At 70.5% G+C, this 25515-nt stretch carries 25 protein-coding genes; 8 read left to right on the forward strand and 17 right to left on the reverse strand.

Annotation, left to right across the window (positions count from 1 at the left end; all coding sequences use genetic code 11):
* Nucleotides 1-10 precede the first annotated feature (10 nt).
* Together ACBJ32_RS21645 and ACBJ32_RS21650 are read right to left on the reverse strand one after the other, a co-directional pair.
* The gene (locus tag ACBJ32_RS21645) at nt 11-868 is read right to left on the reverse strand and encodes a serine hydrolase (RefSeq protein ID WP_375128227.1); all 858 of its coding nucleotides are present in this window, start codon (nt 866-868) and stop codon (nt 11-13) included.
* Nucleotides 865-1785 (reverse strand): LysR family transcriptional regulator, encoded by a 921-nt coding sequence (locus tag ACBJ32_RS21650; RefSeq protein ID WP_375128228.1) that lies wholly within the window; start codon nt 1783-1785, stop codon nt 865-867. Before ACBJ32_RS21650 ends, ACBJ32_RS21645 begins: the two co-directional genes overlap by 4 nt.
* Before the next feature lie 147 nt (nt 1786-1932).
* Here ACBJ32_RS21650 and ACBJ32_RS21655 point away from each other — a divergent pair, with 147 nt between their 5' ends.
* Nucleotides 1933-3441 (forward strand): penicillin-binding transpeptidase domain-containing protein, encoded by a 1509-nt coding sequence (locus ACBJ32_RS21655; RefSeq protein WP_375128229.1) that lies wholly within the window; start codon nt 1933-1935, stop codon nt 3439-3441.
* Nucleotides 3442-3624: 183 nt separating this feature from the next.
* On the opposite strand, the gene ACBJ32_RS21660 is transcribed toward ACBJ32_RS21655, so the two are convergent.
* From ACBJ32_RS21660 to ACBJ32_RS21680, 5 genes are all read right to left on the reverse strand, one after another.
* Complete coding sequence (locus tag ACBJ32_RS21660) at nt 3625-4332, reverse strand: HAD family hydrolase (RefSeq protein ID WP_375128230.1); 708 nt, start codon at nt 4330-4332, stop codon at nt 3625-3627.
* Nucleotides 4333-4422: 90 nt separating this feature from the next.
* The gene (locus ACBJ32_RS21665) at nt 4423-5049 is read right to left on the reverse strand and encodes an HAD family hydrolase (RefSeq protein WP_375128231.1); all 627 of its coding nucleotides are present in this window, start codon (nt 5047-5049) and stop codon (nt 4423-4425) included.
* An 81-nt stretch (nt 5050-5130) separates the two neighbouring features.
* Nucleotides 5131-5541, reverse strand: a complete 411-nt coding sequence (locus ACBJ32_RS21670; protein WP_375128232.1) for a DUF2690 domain-containing protein — start codon at nt 5539-5541, stop codon at nt 5131-5133.
* Between the two features lie 135 nt (nt 5542-5676).
* A complete protein-coding gene (locus ACBJ32_RS21675; RefSeq protein WP_357873365.1) occupies nt 5677-6186 on the reverse strand; it encodes a DUF6912 family protein in 510 nt (169 codons plus the stop codon).
* Nucleotides 6187-6280: 94 nt separating this feature from the next.
* On the reverse strand, nt 6281-6925 hold the full coding sequence (locus tag ACBJ32_RS21680; protein ID WP_375128233.1) for an HAD family hydrolase: 645 nt from the start codon (nt 6923-6925) through the stop codon (nt 6281-6283).
* A 141-nt stretch (nt 6926-7066) separates the two neighbouring features.
* Between ACBJ32_RS21680 and atpB the strand changes: the two genes are divergently transcribed.
* Nucleotides 7067-7861, forward strand: coding sequence for a F0F1 ATP synthase subunit A (atpB, locus tag ACBJ32_RS21685; RefSeq protein WP_375128234.1), 795 nt, complete (start codon nt 7067-7069; stop codon nt 7859-7861).
* Nucleotides 7862-7865: 4 nt separating this feature from the next.
* On the opposite strand, the gene nagZ is transcribed toward atpB, so the two are convergent.
* The 6 genes from nagZ to ACBJ32_RS21715 all read right to left on the reverse strand — a co-directional run bounded on the left by nagZ (nt 7866) and on the right by ACBJ32_RS21715 (nt 12986).
* Entirely contained in the window at nt 7866-9146 is a 1281-nt protein-coding gene (gene nagZ / locus ACBJ32_RS21690) for a beta-N-acetylhexosaminidase (RefSeq protein ID WP_375128235.1), read from the reverse strand.
* 39 nt (nt 9147-9185) lie between these two features.
* Nucleotides 9186-10847, reverse strand: a complete 1662-nt coding sequence (ptsP, locus tag ACBJ32_RS21695) for a phosphoenolpyruvate--protein phosphotransferase (protein ID WP_375128236.1) — start codon at nt 10845-10847, stop codon at nt 9186-9188.
* The gene (locus ACBJ32_RS21700) at nt 10844-11104 is read right to left on the reverse strand and encodes an HPr family phosphocarrier protein (protein ID WP_357873352.1); all 261 of its coding nucleotides are present in this window, start codon (nt 11102-11104) and stop codon (nt 10844-10846) included. The genes ptsP and ACBJ32_RS21700 overlap by 4 nt, the downstream gene beginning before the upstream one ends.
* Nucleotides 11105-11219: 115 nt before the next feature.
* On the reverse strand, nt 11220-11666 hold the full coding sequence (locus ACBJ32_RS21705; RefSeq protein ID WP_357873349.1) for a PTS glucose transporter subunit IIA: 447 nt from the start codon (nt 11664-11666) through the stop codon (nt 11220-11222).
* A 10-nt stretch (nt 11667-11676) separates the two neighbouring features.
* On the reverse strand, nt 11677-11913 hold the full coding sequence (locus ACBJ32_RS21710; RefSeq protein ID WP_344491617.1) for a PTS glucose/sucrose transporter subunit IIB: 237 nt from the start codon (nt 11911-11913) through the stop codon (nt 11677-11679).
* 38 nt (nt 11914-11951) lie between these two features.
* Nucleotides 11952-12986 carry an SIS domain-containing protein gene (locus ACBJ32_RS21715; protein WP_357873345.1) on the reverse strand — a complete coding sequence of 345 codons (1035 nt, stop codon included), beginning with the start codon at nt 12984-12986 and terminating at the stop codon, nt 11952-11954.
* 124 nt (nt 12987-13110) lie between these two features.
* On the opposite strand from ACBJ32_RS21715, the gene ACBJ32_RS21720 reads away from it, so the two are divergent.
* The 4 genes from ACBJ32_RS21720 (at nt 13111) to ACBJ32_RS21735 (ending at nt 17176) form a co-directional block, all read left to right on the forward strand.
* Complete coding sequence (locus tag ACBJ32_RS21720) at nt 13111-13851, forward strand: GntR family transcriptional regulator (RefSeq protein ID WP_375128237.1); 741 nt, start codon at nt 13111-13113, stop codon at nt 13849-13851.
* A gap of 107 nt (nt 13852-13958) precedes the next feature.
* Entirely contained in the window at nt 13959-15305 is a 1347-nt protein-coding gene (locus ACBJ32_RS21725; RefSeq protein WP_357873339.1) for a PTS transporter subunit EIIC, read from the forward strand.
* A 48-nt stretch (nt 15306-15353) separates the two neighbouring features.
* The gene (locus ACBJ32_RS21730) at nt 15354-16628 is read left to right on the forward strand and encodes a PTS transporter subunit EIIC (protein WP_375128464.1); all 1275 of its coding nucleotides are present in this window, start codon (nt 15354-15356) and stop codon (nt 16626-16628) included.
* A gap of 176 nt (nt 16629-16804) precedes the next feature.
* A complete protein-coding gene (locus ACBJ32_RS21735) occupies nt 16805-17176 on the forward strand; it encodes an Rv3235 family protein (RefSeq protein WP_375128238.1) in 372 nt (123 codons plus the stop codon).
* 66 nt (nt 17177-17242) lie between these two features.
* Here the strand turns inward: ACBJ32_RS21735 and secA are convergent, their stop codons facing one another.
* On the reverse strand, nt 17243-20032 hold the full coding sequence (secA, locus tag ACBJ32_RS21740; protein WP_375128239.1) for a preprotein translocase subunit SecA: 2790 nt from the start codon (nt 20030-20032) through the stop codon (nt 17243-17245).
* 224 nt (nt 20033-20256) lie between these two features.
* Here secA and ACBJ32_RS21745 point away from each other — a divergent pair, with 224 nt between their 5' ends.
* Both ACBJ32_RS21745 and ACBJ32_RS21750 read left to right on the forward strand, forming a co-directional pair.
* The gene (locus ACBJ32_RS21745; RefSeq protein ID WP_225271727.1) at nt 20257-20517 is read left to right on the forward strand and encodes an HGxxPAAW family protein; all 261 of its coding nucleotides are present in this window, start codon (nt 20257-20259) and stop codon (nt 20515-20517) included.
* Nucleotides 20518-20925: 408 nt separating this feature from the next.
* Nucleotides 20926-22146, forward strand: a complete 1221-nt coding sequence (locus tag ACBJ32_RS21750) for a winged helix-turn-helix domain-containing protein (RefSeq protein WP_375128240.1) — start codon at nt 20926-20928, stop codon at nt 22144-22146.
* 279 nt (nt 22147-22425) lie between these two features.
* Here ACBJ32_RS21750 and ACBJ32_RS21755 read toward each other — a convergent pair whose 3' ends face one another.
* The 3 genes from ACBJ32_RS21755 to ACBJ32_RS21765 all read right to left on the reverse strand — a co-directional run bounded on the left by ACBJ32_RS21755 (nt 22426) and on the right by ACBJ32_RS21765 (nt 25300).
* Nucleotides 22426-23124 (reverse strand): response regulator transcription factor, encoded by a 699-nt coding sequence (locus tag ACBJ32_RS21755; RefSeq protein ID WP_253751634.1) that lies wholly within the window; start codon nt 23122-23124, stop codon nt 22426-22428.
* A 201-nt stretch (nt 23125-23325) separates the two neighbouring features.
* Nucleotides 23326-23991, reverse strand: coding sequence for a ribosome hibernation-promoting factor, HPF/YfiA family (gene hpf, locus ACBJ32_RS21760; RefSeq protein ID WP_375128241.1), 666 nt, complete (start codon nt 23989-23991; stop codon nt 23326-23328).
* 628 nt (nt 23992-24619) lie between these two features.
* Nucleotides 24620-25300, reverse strand: coding sequence for a ComF family protein (locus tag ACBJ32_RS21765; RefSeq protein WP_375128242.1), 681 nt, complete (start codon nt 25298-25300; stop codon nt 24620-24622).
* Between the last annotated feature and the right edge of the window lie 215 nt (nt 25301-25515).

Below are 25515 nucleotides of genomic sequence, written 5' to 3' on the forward strand. Positions count from 1 at the left end.
CCATAACTTGCTACCTCCGTAGGTGGTCCACCGCCATACGCGCGGCTGTCCCGATCACCGCGTCGGCGCGCGGCTGGATGAGCGCGGTGCCGAAGGAGCGGGTGAAGACCGACACCGCGTACCGGCCGCCGTCGGGGTACTCGACGACGCCCGTCTCGCAGCGCAGCGTCGGCATCGTGCCCGTCTTGCCGCTGACGGCCACGTCGTCGTACGGGAAACCCGAGGCCATGCGGTGCGGCCACACCTGCATGTTGAGCACGCCCCGCATCCACGCGCACGACGGCGCGGAGGCGACCTCGTCGCGCCAGATCATCCCGAACAGCCGGGCCATCTCCCGCGCGGTGCTGCGGTTGGTCCGCGCGGGGTCCAGCACGCTGAGCCGGGCGATGTCGTCGGGATCCACGAACGGCCACGCGTGCCCGGTGTCCACGTCCATGCTGCCGAGCATCTCCCCCGAGCCCTGCACCACCCGGGTCTCCTTCAGCCCGAACGCCTCCAGCATGGTGTTGATCGCGTCGAACCCCACCCTGCCCAGCAGCTTGTCGGCCGCGGTGTTGTCGCTCAGGGCGATCATCAGGTACGCCAGGTCGCGCAGCGAGATCGTCACGTCGTCGAGCATCGAGGAGATCCCGGTCGGCCCGGACACCCGGTCGGCCGCCGTCACGGTGACCCGCTCGGTCAGGTCGAGCAGCCCGGCGTCGGCCTGCCGGCACAGCGCCACCAGCAGCGGCACCTTGAACATCGAGGCCGTGGGCATCGGCTCGTCGGCGCCGTGCCCGAGGTCGTGCCCGGTGTCGACGTCGGCCGCGTACAGCCAGCCGGTGACCCCGGCGGCCCGGAACAGCTGGTCGAAGGCCGGCGCGCTCATGCCAGCATCCCCGGCCTGCGGCTGACCCGCCGCACGGGTGCGGCGCCTTCGTGGGTCATCCCGGCGCTCTCCTTCAACGTACGTACGGCCGCGGCCGAGAAGTCGCCGACCGCAGGCGTGGCCGCGCGCCAGGCGGTGGAGACCCGGCTCGTGATCGGCGAGCCTAGCAGCGGCCTCCAGGCCAGCCCCGGCAGCTCCATCCTCGGCCCGAACGCCACCGCCGCCCCCGCCAGTACCAGCCCGAGCCCGGCGCCTTCGTGCACCTGCGCGGGCACGAAGCCCTGGCGGCGGCACTCCGCGAGCACCTCGGCGCGCCAGCCCGGCTCGCCCTCCTTGGGCGGCATCAGCAGCTCGCGCCCCGCCAGGTCGGCCAGATGCACCTCGCCGACGCTCGCCAGCGGGTCGCCCTCGGCCAGCAGCACGCCCTGCGCCTGCACCAGCACCTGGCCGAACGTCAGGCCGGGCGCGGTCACGGGATGGCGGACGAGGCCGACGTCGATCGTGCCCTCGGCCAGCGCCGTCACCTGGTCGGCGGTCCAGATCTCGGCGGGCGCGAGGCGTACCTCGGGGCTGCTCTCGCGGAAGGCCGCGACCAGGGCGGCCAGCACCGTCGCGGCCAGGTCGGGCGGCACCCCCACCTTCAGCACCGTGCCCCGGCCGCCCTGCCTGGCCAGCTCGTGCAGCCGGTCCACCCGGCCGACGATCTCGCGGGCCTCGCCCAGCAGCAGCCGGCCCGGCTCGGTGAGCCGGACCTGGCGGGCGGACCGGTCGAACAGCCGCACGCCGAGCTCCTCCTCCAGCCGCTTGATGCGCTGGCTGAGGGGCGGCTGGGCCATGCCGAGCCGGATGGCGGCGTTGCCGAAGTGCAGCTCCTCCGCCACCACGATGAAGTAGCGGAGATGTCGGACTAGGTCCATGACCAGCCACTATATCCAGATTTATATCTGGGAATCGCCCATATCAATATTGGACACCGTGGCGCGGGCTCTGGTGTCCTCTGCGTCATGGCACCACAAACGGGGCGAATCTATGGCAGACGACACCGCAGGCGATGGCCGTGGATCGTGGCGGCACTCCTGATCCCGGCCCTCGTGGCGGGCGGTGTCATCTGGGCGCTGCGGGTCGAGGGCTCGCCCGAGGAGACGGCCGAGCGGTACCTGGCGGCCTGGTCCGCCCAGGACTACGCGGCGATGCGGGCGCTGGTCGCCGACCCGCCCGCCGACTTCGAGCGCCTGCACCGGCGCTTCCTCACCGACCTCAAGGCCACCCGGGCCGCCTTCCGCCCCGGCGAGGCGTCCGACGGCGACGCCGTCGCCTTCAAGGCTGCCCTCACCGGCGCGCGCAACTGGGAGTACGACGGCAGGCTCCGGCTCGTCGAGCGGGACCGCACCTGGAAGGTGGCCTGGACGCCCGCCACCCTGCACCCCCTGCTGAAGAAGGGCATGTCGCTGAAGGTGGTCGCGCAGAAGGGCGACCCCGTCCGCGTCCTGGCCGCCGACGGCGCCAACCTCAACACCGCGAGCGCACCCGGCTCGGTGCAGCAGCTCGTCGAGGGTATGAAGCAGACCTTTCCCGACCGCTTCGAGGAGCTGTCCCGGACGAGGATCGACCTCTACCAGGGCGACGAACGCGTCAAGACCGTCGCCGAGCAGCAGGCCGGGAAGGAGCCGATCCAGACCACCATCGACCTGAAGGTGCACCGCGCGGGGGCCGAGGCACTGGAGGGCACGGACAAGCCGGCCTCCCTGGTCGCGCTGCGGGCCTCCACCGGGGAGATCCTGGCCGTGGTCAACGCGCCGGGCGGGTTCAACCGGGCGCTGCTCGGCAAGTACCCGCCGGGCTCGACGTTCAAGGTCGTGACGGCCTCCGCGCTGGTCGCCGGCGGGGTCGAGCCGGGGCAGCAGGTGACGTGCCCGGCCGAGAAGAACATCGGCGGCTTCCCGTTCCACAACGCGGGCTTCGAGGACTTCGGCACGCTGTCGTTCCGCGACGCGTTCGCGCACTCGTGCAACACGACGTTCGGCGAGATGAGCGTGGCCGAGCTGAACGGTGGCCGGCTCGGCGAGGTCGCCAGGAGCTTCGGCTTCGGCACCGCGATCACGCCAGGGGTGCCGGCCGTGCGCGCCGAGTTCCCCGACCCCAAGGACGACACGGACCTCGCCTCCGCCTCGATCGGGCAGGGCAGGGTGCTGGCGAGCCCGCTCAACATGGCCTCGGTCGCCGCCGCCATCGCCTCCGGCTCCTACATCCCGCCCCGGCTGGTCACCGGCGAGCCCGTCCCCGGGCAACAGCAGGCCGGCCCGCGCCCGCTGGAGGGTGGCGTGGTCAAGGCCCTGCGCCGGCTCATGCCCGCCGTCGTCACGGACGGCACCGCCCACGGGGTCAGCTTCCCGGCCGGCACGGCGGGCAAGACGGGCACGGCGGAGTACGGCTCGGGCAAGGAGCCGCCCGCGCACTCGTGGTTCATCGGCTACCAGGGCGACCTGGCGTTCTCCGTCATCGTCGAGGGCGGCGGCGCCGGGTCCGCCGTCGCGGCCCCGATCGCGGCCCGCTTCCTCCGCGCCCTCCCCTGACACCCGCTGCGTCCCCGCGCGTCTCGCCGCGCGCCCTGCGCTCCCCTCACCAGGGACCCGCCGGAGTGCGGCGGATCGCCGGGCGGCGGCGGCCGGTCAGGCGACCAGCGCGCCCCGCACGGCGCCGGCCTGGCGACGAGCGTGCGGGGCGGCGCCAGCGCGAGGCGCAGGCCGGTGAGGCCGTCAGCGCGACGCCCGGTCCAGGGGGGCCGTGAGGGCCGCGACCGCCGCCACCACCTCCGAGGCGTTGGACAGGTCGGGCAGCACGATGTCGGCCCCGGCCTCGCGCAGCTCGGAGGCCATCGACCGCCCGGAGGCGACCCCGATCATCCCGGCCCCGCCGATCTTGGCCGCCTGCACGTCCCGCGTGGAGTCGCCGATCACCACCGTGTTGGCGGCCGTGAACGGCGTCCCGAGCCGCTGCTTGGCGCGCGACTGCGCCACCTGCAGCAGGGTCGCCTTGGGGTAGACCTCCTCGCCGTACCCGCCGAGCTCGAAGTCCACGTACTTGTCGAGCCCGAACGCCTTCAGCTTGTGCACGGCGTTGGCCCGGATCGTGCCGGTCAGCACCGTCTGCACCACCCCGTCGAGCCGCGAGACGGCCTTCAGCGCCGCCTTGGCCCCGGCCATCATCCGCCCGTCCCCGGCCAGCCGCCCGCGCCGGTCGGCGAAGGCCGTGGCGAGCGCCGACAGGAACCTGGGCAGGTGATCGTCCTCGGCCACGATGCCGTTGACGGCGAGCGTCTCGAAGACGATCTCGGAGTCGGGCCGCCCCATCGGCGGCACGAGCTTGACCAGCGGTCGCCCGGTCACGACGCGGAACGCCTCGGCGTAGGCGTCTCTGGTCACGATGGCGACGTCGACGAGCGTCAGATCGACGTTCCACAGCACAAGGCGGTTGATGGCAGCCTCCTGAGGGGTCCCTGCAAGGGTACGGCCGTCGCCGCCGTCTGGGCGCCCGCCTGAGCGATTACAGCATGGTCAGACGTAGTCGAGCGCGTCGGAGAGCCGGTCGACCACCGGCAGCCCGGTCTCCTCCAGCTCGGCCCTGGTGGTCATGCCGCCGGTGTAGAGCACCGCCCTGGCTCCCACGTGCTTGGCGGCGAGCCCGTCGTCCACGCTGTCGCCGATCACCAGGATCTCGCCGGGGTCGACGCCGATGGCCTCGATGTGCGCGGTCATGTGGGCGGCCTTCTCGCCGCCGAGGGCGCCGGTGAGGCCGTCGATCCTGGTGAAGTGCCGGGTGATGCCGAACGACTCGACCTTGGGCACCAGGTGCTCGTGCGGGGCCATCGAGCAGAGCGACTGCGTGCCCGTCCAGGTCGAGAGGATGACCTCCGCGCCGGAGGCCAGCTGGCACACGTCGCACAGCCGGAAGTAGTGCTCGTGGAACCCGGCGTCGAGCTGCTGCCACTCGTCCTCGGCGAGCGGGCGGCCGAGCAGGCGCTCGTAGGCCACCCAGATGGGGCGGGTGAAGACGGCGCGGAAGCCGTCGAGGGTCAGCTCGGGCAGTTCGTAGGGCTTGAAGATCGCGTTGGTGGCTTGGACCACGGCTTCGGAATCGTGGAAGAGCGTGCCGTTCCAATCCCAGATGATGTGCTTCGTCATGTCGAGGCTAGCCTAGAGGGCCGGTGTGACCTCCGGATGAACCGGGGGCTGCGACCGCGCGGCCGCAGCCCCTCGCCGCCGCTAGCGGCAGGCCTTGCCCGTGGTGCCCTGGCCGTTCTGGCCGCCGTTGCCGCCGTTCCACTGGATGCTGGCGCTGCCCCAGGCGCACATGTCCTTGGCCCAGAGCATGTCGCCCCAGTGGCGGCCGCCGTTGCCGGCCTTGAAGCTGAACCGGTTGTGCCGGCCGTCCGCGGTGTAGACGTTGATGGTGCCGCGCGCGGAGGAGGCGGTCTTGACCTCGATCCAGTTGGTCTGGCACCGGCCGGACCACATGAGCTTGATCGTGCCGACCTCTCCGTGGATCCTGCTCTTGATCGCGGCGGTCTTCACGACCCTGGCCGAGTTGCCGCAGCCCGACCGGTAGGGGTCCTGGTGGTCGTACGGCTTGAGCGCGGCCTGGGCCTGCGCTGGCGAACCGGCCAGGAGAGTCACCGCACCTACAGCGATCGCTGCGACTCGACGCATCACGTGGAACCGACTCCTTCTGTCAGACGACTCGTGCTGGGTGGCGACCCTAGCGAGATCGGCTGCGCACGTCAGGAGCCACGCCTGTCTGTGATCGCACCGTTATGGGCGCAGGAGCTCGGGGATCTCCTGGGTCGCGTACCACATGAGCTCGTGCGCCTCGGCGCCGTCCACCGTGAACCGCGCGTCGTCGTCGCCCTCGTCGGAGGCCGGCAGCGCGGCGACGGCGGCCTCGATGTCGGGCACCGCGTACTCGTCGTCGATGTGCACCGCGGCCACCTTGGCCAGCGGGATCGGCTCGGCGAGGCGTACCCTGGCACGCTCCTCCAGGTCGACGCCGACCGTGGCGGAGCGCTCCGGCACCTCGGCGGCGACGACCACGCGGCGGGGCGCGGCCGGGGTGCCGCCGGCGCGGTCGGCGGCCAGCATGCGCAGCGAGGCGCGGGCCGCCTCGGTGAGCGCGACGTACTCGAGCTCCTCGGTGTCGCCCGAGGCGTACCACTCGATCAGCGCGGGCGTCACCGCGTAACCGGTCAGCGGAGCCGGGCCCAGCTCCCCGGCCTCGACCGCAGCGGCCAGGGCCGGAAGAGTGCACGGCAGATACACGCGCATGACGAACCTTTCCAACACTCTGCTGTGGGCAGAACCTGCCTCACCAGGCCCCGCCACCTTACTCATAGTGCCTGGTCACGACCGCATCGGCAGGCTACTTGCGCAACGCGAGCCGCAGCACCGTCTCCAGCTCGGCGATGGTCGTCGCCGCGTCGCGGTGGTGGATCCCGGCGATGCCGAGGGCGCGGGCGGCGTCGATGTTGGCCTCGATGTCGTCGATGAACACGCATTCCGCGCCCGCGAGCCCTATCCGGCCGAGCGCGTGCTCGAAGATGCGCGGCTCGGGCTTGCGCATGCCGACCTCGCCGGAGATCACGACCGCGTCGAAGACCTCGTCCCAGTCGTCCCTGGGGTAGGTGTTGGACCAGGAGTTGGACAGCAGGCAGGTCCTGACGCCGTTGCTGCGGACGTCACGCAGCATGTCGTACATGGCCTCGACCCGTTCGAAGCCCGCGAACATGCGCTCCAGCAGCCCCTCGGCCACCGGCGGCACGCCGTCCACGGTCAGCAGCCGGGCGGCGAGGTCGCGCTCGAAGGCGGCCCCGTCGATCTCGCCCCTTTCGAGCGCGTGCACGACGCTCTCACCGTCGCCGCCCCGGTAGGCGTGGTCGATCATCTCGCGCATCACGGTGTAGTAGCGGTCGGCGTCGATCCTGTCGGCCGCGATCCACCGGGCGATGGAGTCGGAGAGGCTGGTCGTGAGCACGCCGCCCCAGTCGATGAGCACACCCGTAACCATCGTTCTAGGGTAGAGCGTCACGGTTGCGACTTTTACCGGAGCCCGCCCCTTAATAGGTGGATAAAACCCCAGAAAAAGGGTGCCCGAAATATCCCGTTAAGGTGTCTTTCCAGCGTAAATCGCTACCCAGAAGGGACCGCCGTGCGGACGACGATCCTGATCACCTCCCCTGAAGAGTGGACCGCTCCGGGCTCCGAACTCTTCGAATTTCCCCCCATCATCCCCGGTGGACCGGAATGGTTCACCAAACCGATCCTCATCGTCCTGTTCAGCGCGGTCATCGCCATCGCGCTGTGCTGGGCGGCATTCGCCAAGCCCAAGATCGTGCCAAGGGGCTGGCAGAGCATGGGCGAGTACGCCTACTTCTTCGTACGCGAGCAGATCGCCAAGCCCAGCCTCGGCAAGGACTCCGACCGATGGATGGGCCTGCTCCTGACGATCTTCCTCACCGTGCTCATCTGGAACCTGATGGGCGTCGTCCCGTTCATCCAGTTCCCCGTCGCCGCGCACGTCAACTTCGCGGCGGTGCTGGCGATCTCCGTGTACGTCCTCAAGGTGTACCTCGGCGTGCGCCATCACGGCGTCCGCGGCTACCTGCGGGGCGTGGTGTACCTGGAGGGCCTGCCCGGCTGGGCGTACGCCATCTACGCCCCGCTGATCCTCGCCGAGGTCTTCCTCACCTCGCTGTTCACCCACTTCATCCGCCTGTTCGCGAACATGTTCGCGGGCCACCTCCTCGTGGCCTTCTTCGGCTCGGTGGGCTTCTACTTCCTGTTCCAGCAGCTCACACCGCTCGGCGCGGGCCTCGGCGTGCTCGGCGTGGCCATGACGATCGTGATCACCGCGTTCGAGATGTTCATCATGTTCCTGCAGGCGTTCCTGTTCGCCATGCTCGCCGCGATGTACATCGCCAGCGGGCTGCACGGCTCGCACTGACCCGCTAGGCGCGGGCGGCCAGCTTGCGGTGCTCAGGCGAGCGCAGCACCTCGGCCGCCCGCTCCGCCGAGGCCACGGGCGCCTCGGTCAGCAGCCCCCTGGCCTGCTTGAGCGTCAGCAGCCGGGTGACCGACTGGTCGAGGCGTTCCTTGGAGATCCGGCCCGACTTCACCGCCGCCAGCACCGCGTCGTACGCCTTGGGCAGGTCGTTCGGCATGAGCAGCAGGTCGGCCCCGGCCAGCACGGCCCGCACCGCGATCTCCCCGTCGCCGTACTTCTTGCGCACCCCGCCCATGTTCAGCGCGTCGGTCGAGATCACGCCCTTGAACCCGAGCTTCTCCCTGAGCAGCCCGGTCAGGATGGGCTTGGACAGCGTCGCCGGGTCGCCCGACGGGTCCAGCTTGGGGAAGACGATGTGGGCGCTCATCACCGCGTCCACCCCGGCGTCGATCGCGGCCTTGAACGGCGGCGCGTCGATGCGCTCCCACTCCGACCTGGTGTGCTTGATCACCGGCAGCCCCGTGTGGCTGTCGACGGACGTGTCACCGTGCCCGGGGAAGTGCTTGGCGGTGGCGGCGATCTTCGCCTCGCCGAACCCCTTGACCGCCGCGGCCACCATCCTGGCCACCTTCTGCGGGTCTTTCCCGAAGGCGCGGCGGCCGATGACGGGGTTGCGCGGGTTGACGTTCACGTCGGCGACCGGCGCGAAGTCGAGGTTGACGCCGAGCGCGCGCAGCTCCTCGCCGGTCGCCCTGGCCACCTCCCGCGACAGGTCCGTGTCCTTGGTCGCGCCGATCTCCGCCGCGCCCGGGAAGTCGGTCATGAGCGCGGACATCCGGGACACCAGGCCGTTCTCCTGGTCGGTGCCGATCAGCAGCGGGACCTTCTTCGACGCCCGCTGCATGCCGTTGGTCAGGCCGACGACCTGGCCGGCGCTCCTGACGTTCTGCGGGAACAGGATCACGCCGCCGAGGTGGTACTTCGCGATCACCTTGGCCGGGGTCCTGGCGGCGTACCTGGCCTGGTTCTCGCCGGAGACCGTGTCGGCGGCGGTGCCGTACAGGACGGGCATGAAGAGCTGGCCGACCTTCTCCTCGACGCTCATCCTGCCCAGCACCCGCTGCACGGGGCTCTGCTGCGGGGCCGTGGTCGCCGGGGCGGCCGCCGTGGTCGCGGGTGGGGCCGCCTTGCCTCCGGTCGGCCCCACCTCCGCCGCGCCGTCGCCACCGCCGCACGCGGTGAGCGCGATCACCAGGAGCCCTGTCGTACCGATCCGTCCAAGCATGACTCCAAGGTATCCAGATGACGACCCCGCCCGGGCCGCCTACAACCCCAGACTGTCGAGCCCTGGCAGGTGAGCCTGAGCCGCCGCCTTCGCCTCGGCCGCCGAGGACTGTGACCGCGCCGCGTCGGCCGCCGCCTCGCACTGCTCCATCGTGTGCGCGGCCAGCCCCGCTCGTACGGCGGCCAGCGCCGAGGGCGCCATCGACAACGACGAGGCCCCGAGCCCCACCAGCACGCAGGCCAGGGCCGGGTCGGCGGCGGCCTCGCCGCAGATCCCGCACGGCTTGCCGGCCCGCGCAGCCGCGACGGCCGTGGTGGCGACCAGGTCGAGCAGGGCGGGCTGCCAGGGGTCGTGCATCGCGCTCACGGCGCCGAGCTGGCGGTCGGCGGCGAAGGCGTACTGGCTCAGGTCGTTGGTGCCGATCGAGACGAAGTCGACCATGGCGAGCAGATCGCCGGCCCGCAGCGCGGCGGACGGGATCTCGATCATCACGCCGACCTCCTCCAGCCCCCTGCTGTAGCACTCCCTGGCGAACCAGGCGGCCTCCTCGGCCGTGGCCACCATCGGCGCCATCACGGCGGCCCCGCCGGCCGCGGCCACCGCGCCGAGCTGGACGTCCATCACCTCGGGGAACCGGGCGAACCTGCGCAGCCCCCGCTCCCCCAGCGCCGGGTTCGGCTCGGCGGCCGCCTGCAGGAAGGCCAGCGGCTTGTCCGCGCCGCCGTCGAGCGTCCGCACCACCACCTTGCCGCCGGGGAACGCCTCCACCGCCGCCCGATAGGCACGCTCCTGCTCCTCGGCGGAGGGCGGCTCGGGCCGGTCGAGGAAGAGGAACTCGGTCCGGTACAGGCCGATGCCCTCCGCGCCCGCGGCCACGGCGGCGTCGAGCTCGGCCGGGCCGCCCACGTTGGCCAGCAGCGGCACGGGATGCCCGTCTGCCGTCCCGCCCGGCCCCGTCCACGACGCCAGCGCCGCCTGCCGGGCCGTGGCGGCGCCGACCGCGTCGGCCACGTCGGCCTCGGCCGGCTCCACGCGCACGTCGCCGGAGGTGCCGTCCACCATCACCTGCACGCCGGGCGGGATGCGGGTGGCGCCGGGACAGGCCACGACGGCGGGCACGCCCATCGACCTGGCCATGATCGCGGTATGGCTGGTCGGGCCGCCCTCCTCGGTGACGAACGCCACCACGTCGTCCCTGGACAGCAGCGCGGTGTCGGCGGGGGCGAGATCCCTGGCGACCAGCACGTACGGCTCCTCGGGCGCCACCGGCAGCCCCGGCATGGCCTGCCCGGTGAGCAACGCGATCACGCGGTCCCTGATGTCGCCCAGGTCGGCGGCCCGCTCGCCCAGGTATCCGCCGGACCCCTGCAGCACGGTCCGGTACTTCGTGAAGGCCTCGAAGACCGCCCTGGGGGCGGCCAGACCGCGGTCGATCAGCGATCTCACCTTCACGACCAGCCCGGGATCCTCGGCCATCAGCGCCTGGGCCTTGAGGATCTCCTCGGCCTCGCCGCCCGCCTGGTTGCCGCGGGCCTCCAGCTCGCCCGCGACCTGCGTGAGCGCGGCCATCGCGCGCTCCTTCTCCTGCTCCGCCTCACCGGTGTAGGTGGCGCCCTCGGGGGGTTCGGGCACAGAGACGGTCAGCACGTAAGAGGGTCCGTGCCCGATGCCCGGGCTGACCCCCACCCCCCGGAGGTTCATGGCGTGCCGGCTATCTTCGCCAGCTCGTCGAGCACCTCGTCGGAGCCCTCGCCCTCCGCGCTGATCACGACGGACTCGCCCTGGCGGACGTCGAGCGCCATGATCGCGAGAATGCTCTTGCCGTTGACCGGCCCACCGCCGTGGGACTTCGCCACCGTGATGTCCATCGGGGCTAGCTTGGCCCGCTGGACGAACGTCGCCGCGGGACGGGCGTGCAGCCCTACCTCCGCCGCCACGGTGACCTTGCGCTCACCCATCTTGCTGCTCCTCCTTCTCGTGCCGGTCCAGACCGGCCGGCCTTCTCCGTCATCGCGGTAAACACGGACAACCCGTTCATTGTGCCGGGTGAGGCCGACCCCGGGCGAACGGCCGCTATCCCCACCTGAAGAGCTCGTCCCCGACGTGCACCGTCCCCTCCGCTACCCCCGTGAGCTCCTCGGAAAGCGCGTCCAGCGCGACGACCGGGCAGACCGGCGAGCGACCGCCCGCCTCGATGGCCGACGGGTCCCAGGCCACCACCGGCTGCCCGGCGCTCACCCTGTCGCCCTCCGCAGCCAGGAGCTGGAACCCCGCCCCCTTGAGCTGGACCGTGTCGATCCCCAGATGCACCAGCACGCCCTTGCCATCGTCCCCCACGATGACGTACGCGTGCGGGTGCAGTTTCATTATCTTTCCCGCTATGGGGGCCACGGCCTTGCCTGGCCCCCGCAGCGGGTCGATCGCCGTTCCCGGCCCGACCATGCCCGCGGAGAACACCGGATCGGGCACGGCCGCCAGCCCCACAGCCGTCCCCTCCATCGGGGCGAGAACAGTCGTCATGGTCTCGCCCTCAGCCGATGACATCCTCGATGTCGCTGGCGATCGTGTCCGCCTCCGGCCCGACGACGACCTGCACCACGTTGCCCGCGGCCATCACGCCGTGCGCGCCCGCCGCCTTGAGCGCCGGCTGGTCGACCTTCGACGCGTCGCGCACCTCCGTACGCAGGCGGGTGATGCAGGGCTCGATGTCGATGATGTTGTCGGCGCCGCCCAGCGCGGCGATGATCGCGTTCACGTCCGCCGCCATCCGGTCCTCCCTAGGATTAGCACTCTGACCAGGCTAGATCAGTCGGTCTGGGTGACCTTGTTCAGGCCCCGCGGCGCGTCGGGGTCGATGCCGAGCCTGCGGGCCAGTGCCTCGGTGAGGAGCTGGCCGGGGATGATCAGGCCCATGGGGGCCAGCCACTCCGGCAGGTCGGGGCCGTTCAGCGCGGCCGTGCCCGCCCGGGCGAGCGCGCCGCCCCCGCCGATCGTGTACGCCGCCGCGCCCGCGGCCACCACCCGCTCGGCCAGCGCGATCGTGCCCTGCAGGGTGGGGCTGTTCTCGGCGGCCACCAGCAGCGCCGGCGTGTCGGCGTCCACCACGGCGATGGGGCCGTGCAGCAGGTCGGCGTACGACAGGCCCATGGCGTGCAGGTAGCAGGCCTCCTTGAGCTTCAGCGCGGTCTCCAGCGCCGTCGAGAACGCCAGCCCGCGCCCGGACACGACCACGCCCTGCTTGTCGGCCAGCCCCTCGACCACGGCCTCGATGTCCCCGGGCTCGGCGATCAGCTTCTCCACGGCCTCGGGCACCCGCTGCAACTCGTCCACGTCCACGTCGGCGCCCAGCCCGATCGCGAGCACGGCCAGGGCGGCGAGCTGCGTCGTGTACGTCTTGGTCGCCGGGACGGCCTTCTCCTCGCCCGCCACCGTGCACAGGGCCACGTCCGCCGCCTGCGCGAGCGGGCTGTCCTCGCCGCCGTTCGTGACGCCGACGGTGCGCGCCCCGCAGTCCTTCGCCCACGCCAGGGTCTCGACGATCTCCTCGGTCCGCCCGGACTGCGAGATGGCGACGGCCAGCACCCCGTCGAGGTCGAGCTTGCGCTTGTACGTGGTCGCGATCGACGGGGCGGCCAGCGCGGACAGGCGGCCGGCGTGCGATTCGACCAGGTAACGCCCGTACACTGCTGCGTTGTCGGAGGTGCCACGCGCGATGAACAGCAGCTGGCGGGTCTGCTCGCCCATGGCCTTGATCTCGTCGATCTTGGGGAGCAGGGAGTCGAGTGTGGCCCGCAGCGCGGTCGGCTGCTCGGCGATCTCGCTGCGCATCTTGGTGGTCATCTTCGGCTCATCCCTCGGGTCATTGCGGTTCAGACTTGACCGTCTTTCGCGACATGTGGTCTAGTCCGGACTAGACCAGTACGAACCATAGCCCATTGCCCAGGTAGAGACGAGGGGAGGATCCGTGGCGCACATCGATCCGGACAGCCCGGTGCCCAAGTACTTCCAGCTTCGCGAGATCCTGCTGGACCTCATCGACAGCGACGAGCTGAGCATCGGAGCGGCCATCCCGTCCGAGCGTGAGCTCTGCCAGCGCTTCGGCCTGTCCAGGATGACCGTGCGGCAGGCCGTGGACCACCTCGTGTCCGAGGGCCGCCTGCACCGCGTGCCCGGCAAGGGCACGTTCGTCGCCCGGCCGAAGATCGAGCTGGCGCTGCAGCTCACGTCGTTCACCGACGACATGCGGGCGCGGGGCATGATCCCCGGCTCGCGCGACCTGGACCGCCGCGTCGTGCGGGCCAGCGCGCACCTGGCCAAGGAGCTGGGGATCCAGCCGGGCGAGGAGGTGCACTTCATCGAGCGCCTGCGTACGGCCGACGGCGAGCCACTGTCCATCGAACGGGCCCACATCCCGGTCAAGCTCGCCCCGGACCTGGCCGACCACGACCTGTCGGACAGATCGCTGTACGAGCTGCTGGAGCGGCGCTACGGGCTCGTCATGGACGCCGGCGAGCTCACCATCGACGGCGGCATCGCCGACCCGAGCGACGCCGACCTGCTGAAGCTCCCCCGTGGCGGGGCCGTGCTGCTGCTGCAGCGCCGGTCGTTCTCCGGCGGGGTCTGCGCGGAGCTCGGCGTGTCCACCTACCGCGCCGACCGCTACCAGCTCCGCACCATCCTCGAAATGCCCGCCAGACGCGGCTGAGCCGTGTCCCCACGCCCGCCGGGCACGGCCGAGCCGCGCCCGTGGGGCGTCCCCCATGACTCCTGGCACTTCCTGCAGGCCCCGGAGGAACGCCCGGTGAACCAGACGTGAACGACACCTCCGCCGCCGCCCGGCCCTCGCCGCTCGCCCGCGTGATGACCGTGCTCCAGCGGCTGGGCCGCTCTCTCATGCTGCCCATCGCCGCCCTGCCCGCCGCCGCCCTGCTGCAGCGCTTCGGCCAGCCCGACATGCTCGGCTCCAACGGCGTCGAGCCGGGCGGCCTGGCCGACGTCGCCGGGATGGCCTGGATGAACGAGGTCGCCCACGTGCTGGCCGCCGCCGGGGCGGCCCTGTTCGACAACCTGCCGCTGCTGTTCGCCGTGGGGGTGGCGATCGGCTTCGCCCGCAAGTCCGACGGCTCCACCGCGCTGGCCGCCGTGGTCGGCTACCTCGTCTTCGACCGGGTGACCAAGGCCATGTTCTTCGGCTCGGACATCAGGGACACCGTCGCCGTCAAGGTGGTCGAGACCCAGGGCATCAAGGAGATCGTCGACAACGGCATCCAGAACCCCACCAGCGTGCTCGGCGGCATCGTCATCGGCCTGGTCGCCGCGCTCCTGTGGCAGCGCTTCCACCGCATCAAGCTGCCGTCCTGGCTGGCCTTCTTCGGCGGCCGGCGCTTCGTGCCCATCATCACCTCCATCGTGGCCCTGCTCATGGGCGTGGCCTTCGGCTGGCTGTGGCCGGTGATCGGCGAGTGGATCCGGCACGCCGGCGAGGCCCTGGCCGCCATCGGCCCGATCGGCACCGGCATCTACGGCCTGATCAACCGCCTGCTCATCCCCCTCGGCCTGCACCACTTCGTCAACTCCGTGGTCTGGTACGTGGTGCCGCAGTGCGAGGTCGGCGGCCAGGTGCTGGGCGGGGACTGGAACTGCTACTTCGGCGGCGCCCCGTACTCCGGCCAGTTCATGGCCGGGTTCTTCCCCGTCATGATGTTCGCCCTGCCCGCCGCCGCCCTGGCCATGTGGCGCGCCGCCCCCGCGCACCGGCGGGCCACCGTGGGCGGGATCATGCTCTCCGCGGCGCTGGCCTCGTTCGTCACGGGCATCACGGAGCCGATCGAGTTCGCCTTCATCTTCGTCGCGCCGCTGCTGCTGGTCGTCCACGCGATCCTGACGGGCCTGGCGATGGCGCTGACCACGCTGATCGGCGGCCAGCTCGGCTTCGGCTTCTCCGCCGGCCTGCTCGACCTGCTGCTGAACGCCAGCAAGTCCAACACCGAGAACTTACCCGGCATCCTGATCCTGGGCCTGATCTACGGCCTGGTCTACTACGCCGTGTTCACGTTCCTGATCCGCAGGCTCGACATCATGACGCCCGGCCGGGAGCCCGAGCCCGACCTCGACTCGGGCGAGACCGAGCACGGTTCGGGGAGATCCACCACGGGGTAGTAACCGACCGGACCCCGCGTCGACGCTCACGTGGGGGTGACCACGACCATGCAGGGCCAGGCCCCGCCGCCGTCCCGGCTGTCGTCGGCCTTCTCCGTGCTGCAGCGCATCGGCCGCTCCCTCATGATGCCCATCGCGGTGCTCCCCGCCGCCGGGCTCCTCTACCGCTTCGGCCAGGACGACCTGCTCGGCGCGCGCGGCCTCGGCGGCGCGCTCCCCTGGCTCCTCCCGGTGGCCAAGGTCATGGCGGCGGCCGGCGCCGCCCTGTTCGACAACCTCCCGCTGCTGTTCGCCGTGGGGGTGGCGATCGGCTTCGCCCGCAAGTCCGACGGCTCCACCGCGCTGGCGGCCCTGGTCGGCTACCTCGTCTTCGACCACGTGACCAAGACGCTCTTCTTCGACGCCGGGCACGGCGCCGTCCACGACAAGGTCTCGGTGACCCTCCAGAACGGCACCCCCGCGCTCGACCTGGGCGCCCCGAACCCCACCGGCGTGCTCGGCGGCATCCTCATCGGCCTCACGGCCGCCCTCCTCTGGCAACGCTTCCACCGCGTCAAGCTGCCGTCCTGGCTGGCCTTCTTCGGCGGGCGCCGCTCGGTGCCCATCATCACCGCCGTGGCCGCCCTGCTCCTGGGCGTGCTGTTCGGCCTCCTGTGGCGCCCGGTCGGCGACTGGCTGGCGCAGGCGGGCGACTGGCTCTCCGCCCACGGCACGGCGGGGACCGGCATCTACGGCGTGGCCAACCGCCTGCTCATCCCGCTCGGCCTGCACCACGTGCTCAACACCATCGTCTGGTTCACGGTCCCCGAGTGCCGGGCGGGCGTGAACGGCGCCACCCGGGACGCGGCGGGCGACCTGAACTGCTACTTCGCCGGGGAGCAGGGCGCGGGCATCTTCATGACCGGCTTCTTCCCCGTGATGATGTTCGGCCTGCTGGGGGCCGCGCTGGCGATGTGGCGCGCCGCCCCGCCCGAGCGCAGGAAGCCGGTCGGCGGCATCATGCTGTCGGCCGGCCTGACGGCCTTCATCACGGGCATCACGGAGCCGCTGGAGTTCGCCTTCATCTTCGTCGCCCCCGCCCTCTTCGCCGCCCACGCCCTCCTGACCGGCCTGTCCATGGCCCTGATGGCCGAGCTCGGGGCCCGCCTGGGCTTCACGTTCTCCGGGGGCGCCATCGACCTGCTGCTGAACGCCAGCAAGTCCAACACGCACGGCCTCGGCCTGATCATCGGGTTCGGCCTGGCGTACCTGCTGATCTACTACGCCCTGTTCACGCTGCTCATCCGCCGGCTCGACCTGCCCACCCCCGGCCGGGAGCCCTAAACCCGCCACTCGCCCATCCCAAAAGGCCGGAGCGCTCCAGCTTCCGCAAAATTTCCGCCGCAATACCGGACGAACTTCCGCCGCGGACGCACAAGTTGGCGCTTTCTGTATTCCTCAGCCGGGCCGAAAACTCCCTTTTATCGACTCTTTCTTCCATGCAGAGAATCGGAGCAGCCATGGCCCACGACATCGACGGCGCGCTGGCCCTGACGACCCCCATGACCTGGGGCCCGCCGGGCGCTCAACCGGACGAGCGCAAGCTGCGCCACCTGACCCAGGCCCTGGCGGAGGTGCTGGCCGGTCGCCGCCCGCCACAGGTCCTGGCCGACCGGCTCACCGAGCGGGCCTACAAGGAGCTGGTACGGGCGGGCCAGATGATCCACGCCGACCGCCCGCCTTTCACCGGAAGCGTCCATATGAAGCAACCACGCGACGGCGCCGTGGAAATGTGCGCGCTCGTCCATTGCGGCGACCGCAACCACGTCCTCGCCCTGCGCCTGGAACGACATGGCAGCCAGTGGCTGTGCACCGAATTCGAAACGGCCTAGGCGTGGGGACCCGGCGAAAAGGCAGGCCCCCACCTCCGCAGGAAGTGGGGGCCCAGGAATGACGGGTCAGGCGGCGTTCTTCGGGTCTCCGTGGCAGCGCTTGTACTTCTTGCCCGACCCGCACGGGCAGGGCGCGTTACGCTCCACGTTGCCGTACGCCGCCCGCTCCTCCTGAGTCGTGCGGACGCGGACGTGCTCGACGTCACCCTGCTCGCCGGGGGCGGAGTACTCCAGCTCGGCCGGCCGCTCGGGGCCGCGCAGCCCGCGCGCGATGATCGAGCGGGTCTCCGCGATGGCCGCGTCCTCCTCCTCGACGATCGGGTTCTCCTGCACCTCGACCTCGAGGTTGAACAGGAAGCCGACGGAGTCCTCCTTGATGCCCTCCAGCATCGCGGTGAACATCTCGAAGCCCTCGCGGGCGTACTCGATCTTGGGGTCCTTCTGCGCGTAGGCCCGCATGCCGATGCCCTCGCGCAGGTAGTCCATCTCGTAGAGGTGCTCGCGCCACTTGCGGTCGAGCACGGAGAGGATCACGCGGCGCTCCAGGTCGCGCATGGTCTCCGGGCCGAACTCCTCCTCGCGCCGGTCGTAGGCGGCCAGCGCGTCGGCCTTGACCTTCTCGCTGATGAGCTCGGCGGTCAGCTCCTCGCGGCCGCCGGCCTCCTCGACGAGGTCCTCGGCCCGGACGGAGACCGGGTAGAGCTCGCCGAACGCCTTCCACAGCTTGTCGAGGTCCCACTCCTCGGCGAAGCCCTCGGCCGTGGCGCCCTGGACGTAGCCGTCGATCACCTCGCCGATGAAGCCGCGCACCTGCTCGTGCAGGTCGGCGCCCTCCAGCACGCGGTGGCGCTCGGCGTAGATGACCTTGCGCTGGCGGTCCATCACCTCGTCGTACTTCAGAACTTCCTTGCGGATCTCGAAGTTCTGCTGCTCGACCTGGTGCTGGGCGGAGGCGATGGCCTTGGAGACGATGCCGGACTCGATCGGCTGGTCGTCGGGGATCTGCAGCCTGGTCATGATCATCTCGACCCTGGCCGAGTTGAACAGGCGCATCAGGTCGTCGCCGAGCGACAGGTAGAAGCGCGACTCGCCGGGGTCGCCCTGACGGCCGGAACGGCCGCGCAGCTGGTTGTCGATGCGGCGCGACTCGTGCCGCTCGGTGCCCAGGACGTACAGGCCGCCCAGCTCGGTGACCTCGTCGTGCTCGGCCTTGACCGCCGCCCTGGCCTTCTCCAGCGCCTCGGGGTAGGCCTTCTCGTACTCCTCCGGCGTCTCGACCGGGTCGAGGCCGCGCTGGCGCAGCTCCAGGTCGGCGCGGAACTCGGAGTTGCCGCCGAGCATGATGTCGGTGCCTCGACCGGCCATGTTGGTGGCGACGGTGACGGCGCCCTTGCGGCCCGCCTCGGCGATGATCGACGCCTCACGCGCGTGGTTCTTCGCGTTGAGCACCTCGTGCGGCACACCGCGCCGCTTGAGCGCCTTCGACAGCCGCTCGGACTTCTCCACCGACGTGGTGCCGACGAGCACCGGCTGGCCGGCCTCGTAGCGCTCCTTGATGTCCTGCACCACCGCGTCGAACTTGGCGTCCTCGGTCTTGTAGACCACGTCCGGCTGGTCCTTGCGGATCATCGGGCGGTTGGTGGGGATCGGGACGACGCCCAGCTTGTACGTCTGGTGGAACTCGTTGGCCTCCGTGGCGGCCGTACCGGTCATGCCGGCCAGCTTGTTGTAGAGGCGGAAGTAGTTCTGCAGGGTGACCGTGGCGAGAGTCTGGTTCTCGTCCTTGATCTTCACGCCCTCTTTGGCCTCGATGGCCTGGTGCATGCCCTCGTTGTAGCGGCGGCCGTGCAGGATGCGGCCGGTGAACTCGTCGACGATCAGGACCTCGCCGTCGGCGACGATGTAGTCCTTGTCCTTCTTGAACAGCTCCTTGGCCTTGAGCGCGTTGTTCAGGAAGCCGACGAGGTGGGTGTGCTCCGGCTTGTACAGGTTGTCGATGCCGAGCCAGTCCTCGACCTTCTCGACGCCGGCCTCCAGGATGCCGACCGTGCGCTTCTTCTCGTCGACGATGTAGTCGCCGGTGCTCTCCTCGCCCGGGTTCTTCGCCTCGACGCCCCTGCGCAGGCGGGGGACGATCTTGGCGAACTCCTGGTACCACTTGCCCGACTGCTCGCCGGGACCGGAGATGATCAGCGGCGTGCGGGCCTCGTCGATCAGGATCGAGTCGACCTCGTCGACGATCGCGAAGAAGTGACCGCGCTGCACGCACTCGTCGAGCGACCACGCCATGTTGTCGCGCAGGTAGTCGAAGCCGAACTCGTTGTTCGTGCCGTACGTGATGTCGGCCTCGTACTGCTTGCGGCGCTCGTCGGGCTGCTGGCCGGAGACGATGCAGCCGACCTCCATGCCGAGGAAGCGGTGGATGCGCCCCATGGTCTCGGCGTCACGCCTGGCCAGGTAGTCGTTGACCGTGATGACGTGGACGCCCTTGCCGGCGATGGCGTTGAGATAGGACGGCAACGTACAGGTCAGCGTCTTGCCCTCACCGGTCTTCATCTCGGAGATGTTGCCCAGGTGAAGGTTGGCGCCGCCCATGATCTGCACGTCGTAGGGCCGCTGGCCGAGCACGCGGCGGGCCGCCTCGCGCACGGTCGCGAACGCCTCGGGAAGCAGATCGTCAAGGCTTTCGCCGTCGGCATAGCGCTGCTTGAACTCGTCCGTCAGCGCACGCAACTCCGCGTCGGACAGGCTCGTGAAGTCGTCCTCGATGGAGTTGACCTGGTCTGCGATCCGCTTGAGCTTGCGCAGGATCTTGCCTTCGCCGGCACGTAGGATCTTGTCGAGAATGGCTGCCACTTTATGTAAAGCTCCTCGCAGGTCTACCCCGGCGGCGCCGCCAGGAGGAGAGGCCGAGACAAACTTCCCCGTTAGCCATCGTAGGCGGTTCCGCAACCAGACACAGCCACCGTGACGACGAGGGCGCAGAACCTGTCTGGGAGAATGGGGACAAGGCAGAGGGTATGCCGGTGGAGAGCCGGCTCGCACCAATAGCGGGATATCCGGCAAAGGAAGGATTTGTCATGGTTGAGGGGAAGAAGTCGGAGCATACGGAGAATCTCGGCAGCCACGGCGGGCGCGCGTCCTCGTGGCTCGCGGTGACCGTGATGCTGGTGGGCACCGTGGTGGCCGGCTTCGGCATGACGGCCGCGAACTGGACGCTCATCTGGATCGGCGCCGGGCTGTTCGTCGTCGGCGGCATCCTCGCCCTCGTCTTCGATATCTTCACCGACGTCGTGATCGACGCTCCGCGAGTGGGCATGCGCGCTGAGGATCACCGCTGAAACCTGGTTCCAACGGCGGGCGCCCGACCCCGGGCCGCCCGCCGTTCGCATGCCGGGGCACGATCCCGGGCCGCGTGACCGCCCGCCCGGGCGCGCCTGCCGGGAGCACGAGGCACCTCCAGGCATGCGCGCGCCTTCAGACGTGCGCGCCCCGCCTCCAGGCCGATGCGCCACGCCTCCAGACCGGCGCGCCACGCCTCCCAGGCCGGTGAGCTGCACCTCCAAGCCCATGCATCGCGCCTCCCAGGCGGGTGCGTGCAACCGCCAGGCGGGTGCGGTGCGCCTTGAGGGGTGCGCCCGCCGCGGAGGCGAGACGGGCCCAGATGTGATCGCCTGGTAGGCGGCGGCGATTTCTGTCGGTGCCCGTGGCTAGATTGCTCGCATGCATCGCCATATGGAGGCGCGGGCATGACCGGTGTGACCGATCTGACCGCCGAAGAGGCTCGCCGGCTCGTCCTGCGCGCGCAGGGTTTCATGGGCGCCGACGTGCGCAAGGGCGGCGTGCACGCCATGCTGCGCAGGCTGGGTGCCGTCCAGCTCGACACGATCTCGGTCCTGGCCCGTTCGCACGAGCTGGTCGCCTACGCCCGCCTCGGCGCGGTGGGCCGCTCCAAGGTCGAGCGCGCCTACTGGCACAATCCGGCCCAGAGCTTCGAGTACTGGTGCCACGCGGCCTGCATCCTGCCCATCGAGCACTGGCCGCTCTACTCCTTCCGCCGCCGGGCCTACCGTGAGCGGCGTTACCGCTGGCACGAGGTGCCCGACAACGTGGAGAAGCTGCTCGACCAGGTCAGGGAGTCGGGCCCGCTGACGACCTCCGACGTGGGCGGCGCCAAGAACGGCGGCCCGTGGTGGGACTGGTCCGACTCCAAGATCGGCCTGGAGTGGCTGCTCGACATCGGGGAGCTGGTGTGCAGCCGCCGCGTCGGCTGGCGCCGCGTCTACGACCTGGCCGAGCGCGTGGTCCCCGCCGACCTGCTGGCCGACGACCTGTCCGACGAGGAGTGCATCGTACGCCTGGCGGGCGTGGCCGGGCGTTCCCTCGGCGTGGCCAACCGCACCGACCTCATCGACTTCCTCCGCCTCAAGGGCCGCTACGCGGCGATTCTCGACGAGGTCCTGCTCAGCGGCGCGGCGGGCCTGGTGCCCGTGACCGTCGCCGGCTGGCCGGGCAAGAAGGGCCAGGCCAACGCCTGGGCAGCCCCCGAGGCCCTGGAGTCCGAGCCGCGCGGCCGCCACCGCACCACCCTGGTGTCGCCGTTCGACTCCCTCATCTGGCACCGCGAGCGCACCAAGCGGGTGTTCGGCTTCACCTACACGCTGGAGCTCTACGTCCCCAAGCACAAGCGCGTGCACGGCTACTTCACGATGCCGGTGCTGGCCGGGGGGCGGCTGATCGGGCGCGTCGACCCGGCCCGCGAGGGCTCCACGCTGGTGGCCAGGCAGCTCCACCTGGAGCCGGGTCTCTCGCCCGCCAAGTGGGCCGACGCCCTGAGCGAGGCTCTGTGGTCGGCCGCCGAGTGGGTGGGCTGCGACGCCGTACGCGTCGAACGCGCCGACCCGCCGGAGCTGCTCCCCCTGCTGAACGCGACCCCCGCACACCCGGCGGCCTCGCCGAACGGGAGCTGAGCGGCGTCACGCACCCACGCGCGCCCGGGCCCCGCACCGCGACCGGCCCGGGCGGGCGGCGGCGTGAGCACAACGCGCATCAGCCCCTTCGCAGCATGAGCACGACACGCATCAGCCCCTCCGTATGAGCACGACACGCATCACGCCATGTGCGCGGCACGGCCGGCGCCACGCGGCGGCCCCGCGGGAGAGCACTGCATGCCCCAGGCACCCGCGACTCCCTCGCCCACGAGCACGACCGGCGGTCATGCGACCGGCCCCAGGGCCGTGTCCCGCGGCTCAGGTGATCTCGAGCATCCGCTCCCGCACCGCGTACACCACGGCCTCCATCCTCGAATGCAGCTGAAGCTTGTCGAGGATGTTGCGCACGTGGTTCTTCACGGTGTTCTCGGAGATGAACAGCTGCTTGGCGATCTCCCGGTTGTTCATGCCCTTGGCGACCAGCCGCAGCACCTCCATCTCCCGGTCGGTCAGCCGGGGGACGGGAAGCTGAGGCGGGCGCTCGGCCTCCTTGCGGCTCATGTTGGCGAACTCGCTGATGAGCTTGGCCGCCATGGCCGGGTTGATTAACGACTGGCCTTCGTGCACGCCACGCACCGCGGCGGGGACATCGTTGATCTGGACGTCCTTGAGCAGGTAGCCGGTGGCTCCCGCCTTGATGGCCTCGAAGAGATCCTCTTCCTCGTCGCTCACCGTCAGCATGATGATGCGGGTGCTCGGGACGGAGGCCTTGATGCCCTTCGTCGCCTCGATCCCGTCCTGCCGCGGCATGCGCACGTCCATGAGCGCGACGTCAGGCATGAGGCGATCGGCCAGTTCGACCGCCTCCTGCCCGTCGCTCGCCTCACCGACCACCTCGATGTCAGGCTCGGCGGCCAGCGCCAGCGCCAGGCTCCGCCGGATCAGCTCGTGATCGTCGACGATCAGCACGCGGATCGGCTCGCTCGCCTGCGCGCGGGCCTCGTCAGACTCGGTCACGAAGCCTCCTTGGTGAGCCTCGTGCCGACCAGCCTCGTGACGATCAGCCTCGCGCCTGCCATTGCCTCGCTTCGCTCGCTCATCCCTACCTGACTGAGCTCGCTCACGTCTCCTCCTCGTCGGGGGGCCAGAGCCGTTGAACCGCCATGATGGCATGTACCCGCGGTTCTCGGGTGGTCGAGAAGATCTTTTAGCGCGCGATCAGGGCTCTACGAGCCGCAACACGCCGTAGTTGTAGCCGCGCCTGTTGTAGACGACGCACGGCTGGCCGCTCTCCTTGTCACGGAACAGGTAGAAATCGTGTCCGACCAGCTCCATCTCGAGCAGGGCCTGATCGATGGTCATGGGTTCGGCTCGGTGGAACTTCTCCCGGACGATGAGCGGCCCGTCGCCGTCCATCTCGATCGGGACGATGTCGTCGTAGAGCTGGTCGCTCTTCTGCTGCAGCTCGTCCTCGTCAGGCTCGGCCTGCTCGGGGACGGCGGGCTGCGTACGGGGCTTCAGATCGGCGTCAGGGAGCGTCGCGGTGATCTCCGCCACCGAGGGCGGGCAGTGGTTGCCGTGGTGGACCTTGCGCCGGTCGGCCAGCCGCCTGAGACGGCCTTCCAGCTTGTCGAGGGCTAGATCGAAGGCTGCGAGTCGGTCGTCGGCCGAGGCCTCGGCGCGGATGGCCGGCCCTCGGGAGTGAATGGTGAGCTCGACGCGCTCCCGCTGATCGGCGAGGCGCGGATTACGCTCCTTGGACACCTCCACATCGACTCGGATGAGTTTGTTGTCCAGACGTTCGATCCTGGCCAGCTTGGTCGTCACGTGGTCTCGGAACCGATCACTCACTCCTGTGTGCCGGCCCTTGACGATGATGTCCATGCAACAGCCCCCCTTCGGTCTAACGACTGAGCAAGAGCGCCCGACGGCGTGCATTCCGGACGGGGTCTTCTGGCCGCCTTCCTGTCACGGTTACCCTCCTCCGACGCTGCGTCACCGGGAACTCGGAAGGCACCCGCCCGGCCGACCTGGTCTTCGACCCCACATCCGCCTGCTGAGGGTCTCGCAGCGCTGTCGCCACTACTGCCCTTCTCTTCTGACGGGGGACATCTGGACCCCCGGGAAGGCAGGACTTACCCCTAAGCCGCACCGTGATCGGTCGACAAAGAGTCGCCTTACGTGGACCGTTTTGCCTGCGGCTGGCATCGGCTAGCAGAGCCGGGGACACCGACCCTGCGCAACCACGGACCCGAACGGGTGCCATGTAGGAACGCTATCCGCATCCAGCACGAATGTCAGCCTGAGCCTCAACCGGATGATCACCGTCCGTGATATCGACCAGGCCGGTAAGCGCCTTCCGATGCCCCATTTAACCGATCGGCAACCCTTATGCGCAGGGGCCTCCCGTCCACTGAACAGCCCGAGCGCCCGTCTAGGGGAAGTGACATGTGACCTCCAGGTCAGGAAACCGATTTGGATCTTTCTTTACCGAACGTGACCATGACGATTTTCAAGATCTTCGGCGTGTCGCGGCGGCGGTGACGGCCAGGGGCACCGCGATCCCCGCAGCGTGCAGCGACCTGGCGGCCTCCGCGAGGGTGGCGCCGGTCGTCACGATGTCGTCCAGGAGCAGCGCACGGGACGCTGGAGGCCCGTTCGCGGCGGGGACGACCTGAAGTGACCCTGCGAGGTTGGCGGCTCTCTGAGAGCGACTCAGGCCCGCCTGATCGGCCACCCGCCTGGCCTGCGCCAGCCCCGCCCACACCTCCGCCCCCACCCCGAGCACCCGCAACCGGGCGGCGACCAGCACCGCCAGCCTCCCCACGGGATCGTGGCCCCGGCCCCGCACGCTCCTGCGAGCGCTCGGCACCGGCACGACCGCGAACCGCCCGCCTGCCCACTCGCCCGCCTGCCCCATGGCGACCAGCACCGTCCGCGTCACCGCCTCGGCCAGCACCCCGGCCAGCGCCACGGCTCCCCGCTCCTTGTAGGCCACGATCATCCTGCGCACCGCCCCCTCGTACGGCGCCGCGGACCAGCAGTCGGGCAGGCCGCGCGGCCACGGGACGGGACCGCGCCTGGCGGGCTCGGCGGTCAGCGCCTCGAAGCATCGCGGGCAGCACGACGCCCCCTTGGCGCCACAGCCCGCGCAGGCCGGAGGAAGGACCAGATCCAGTAGGGCGTTCAGCACGGCCCCAGCATGCCGGGCGCCACCGACAGTTCCGGCTCGCTGACGCAGCGCATCGGGAGGAGCGCCGCGGGATCACGGCCGGACGGCCGGACCGGTCCGGACCACGGTACACGGCGGCCACGCGGGATGGCACCTGCACAGGCGTGAGGCTGTGGCCACGCGACGGCACAGGAGACATGCGCGGCGCGGAGCGGCGGGGACACGACCCGGCGCGG

The organism is Nonomuraea sp. GTA35 (genome assembly GCF_041950525.1).
Taxonomy (GTDB): Bacteria; Actinomycetota; Actinomycetes; order Streptosporangiales; family Streptosporangiaceae; genus Nonomuraea.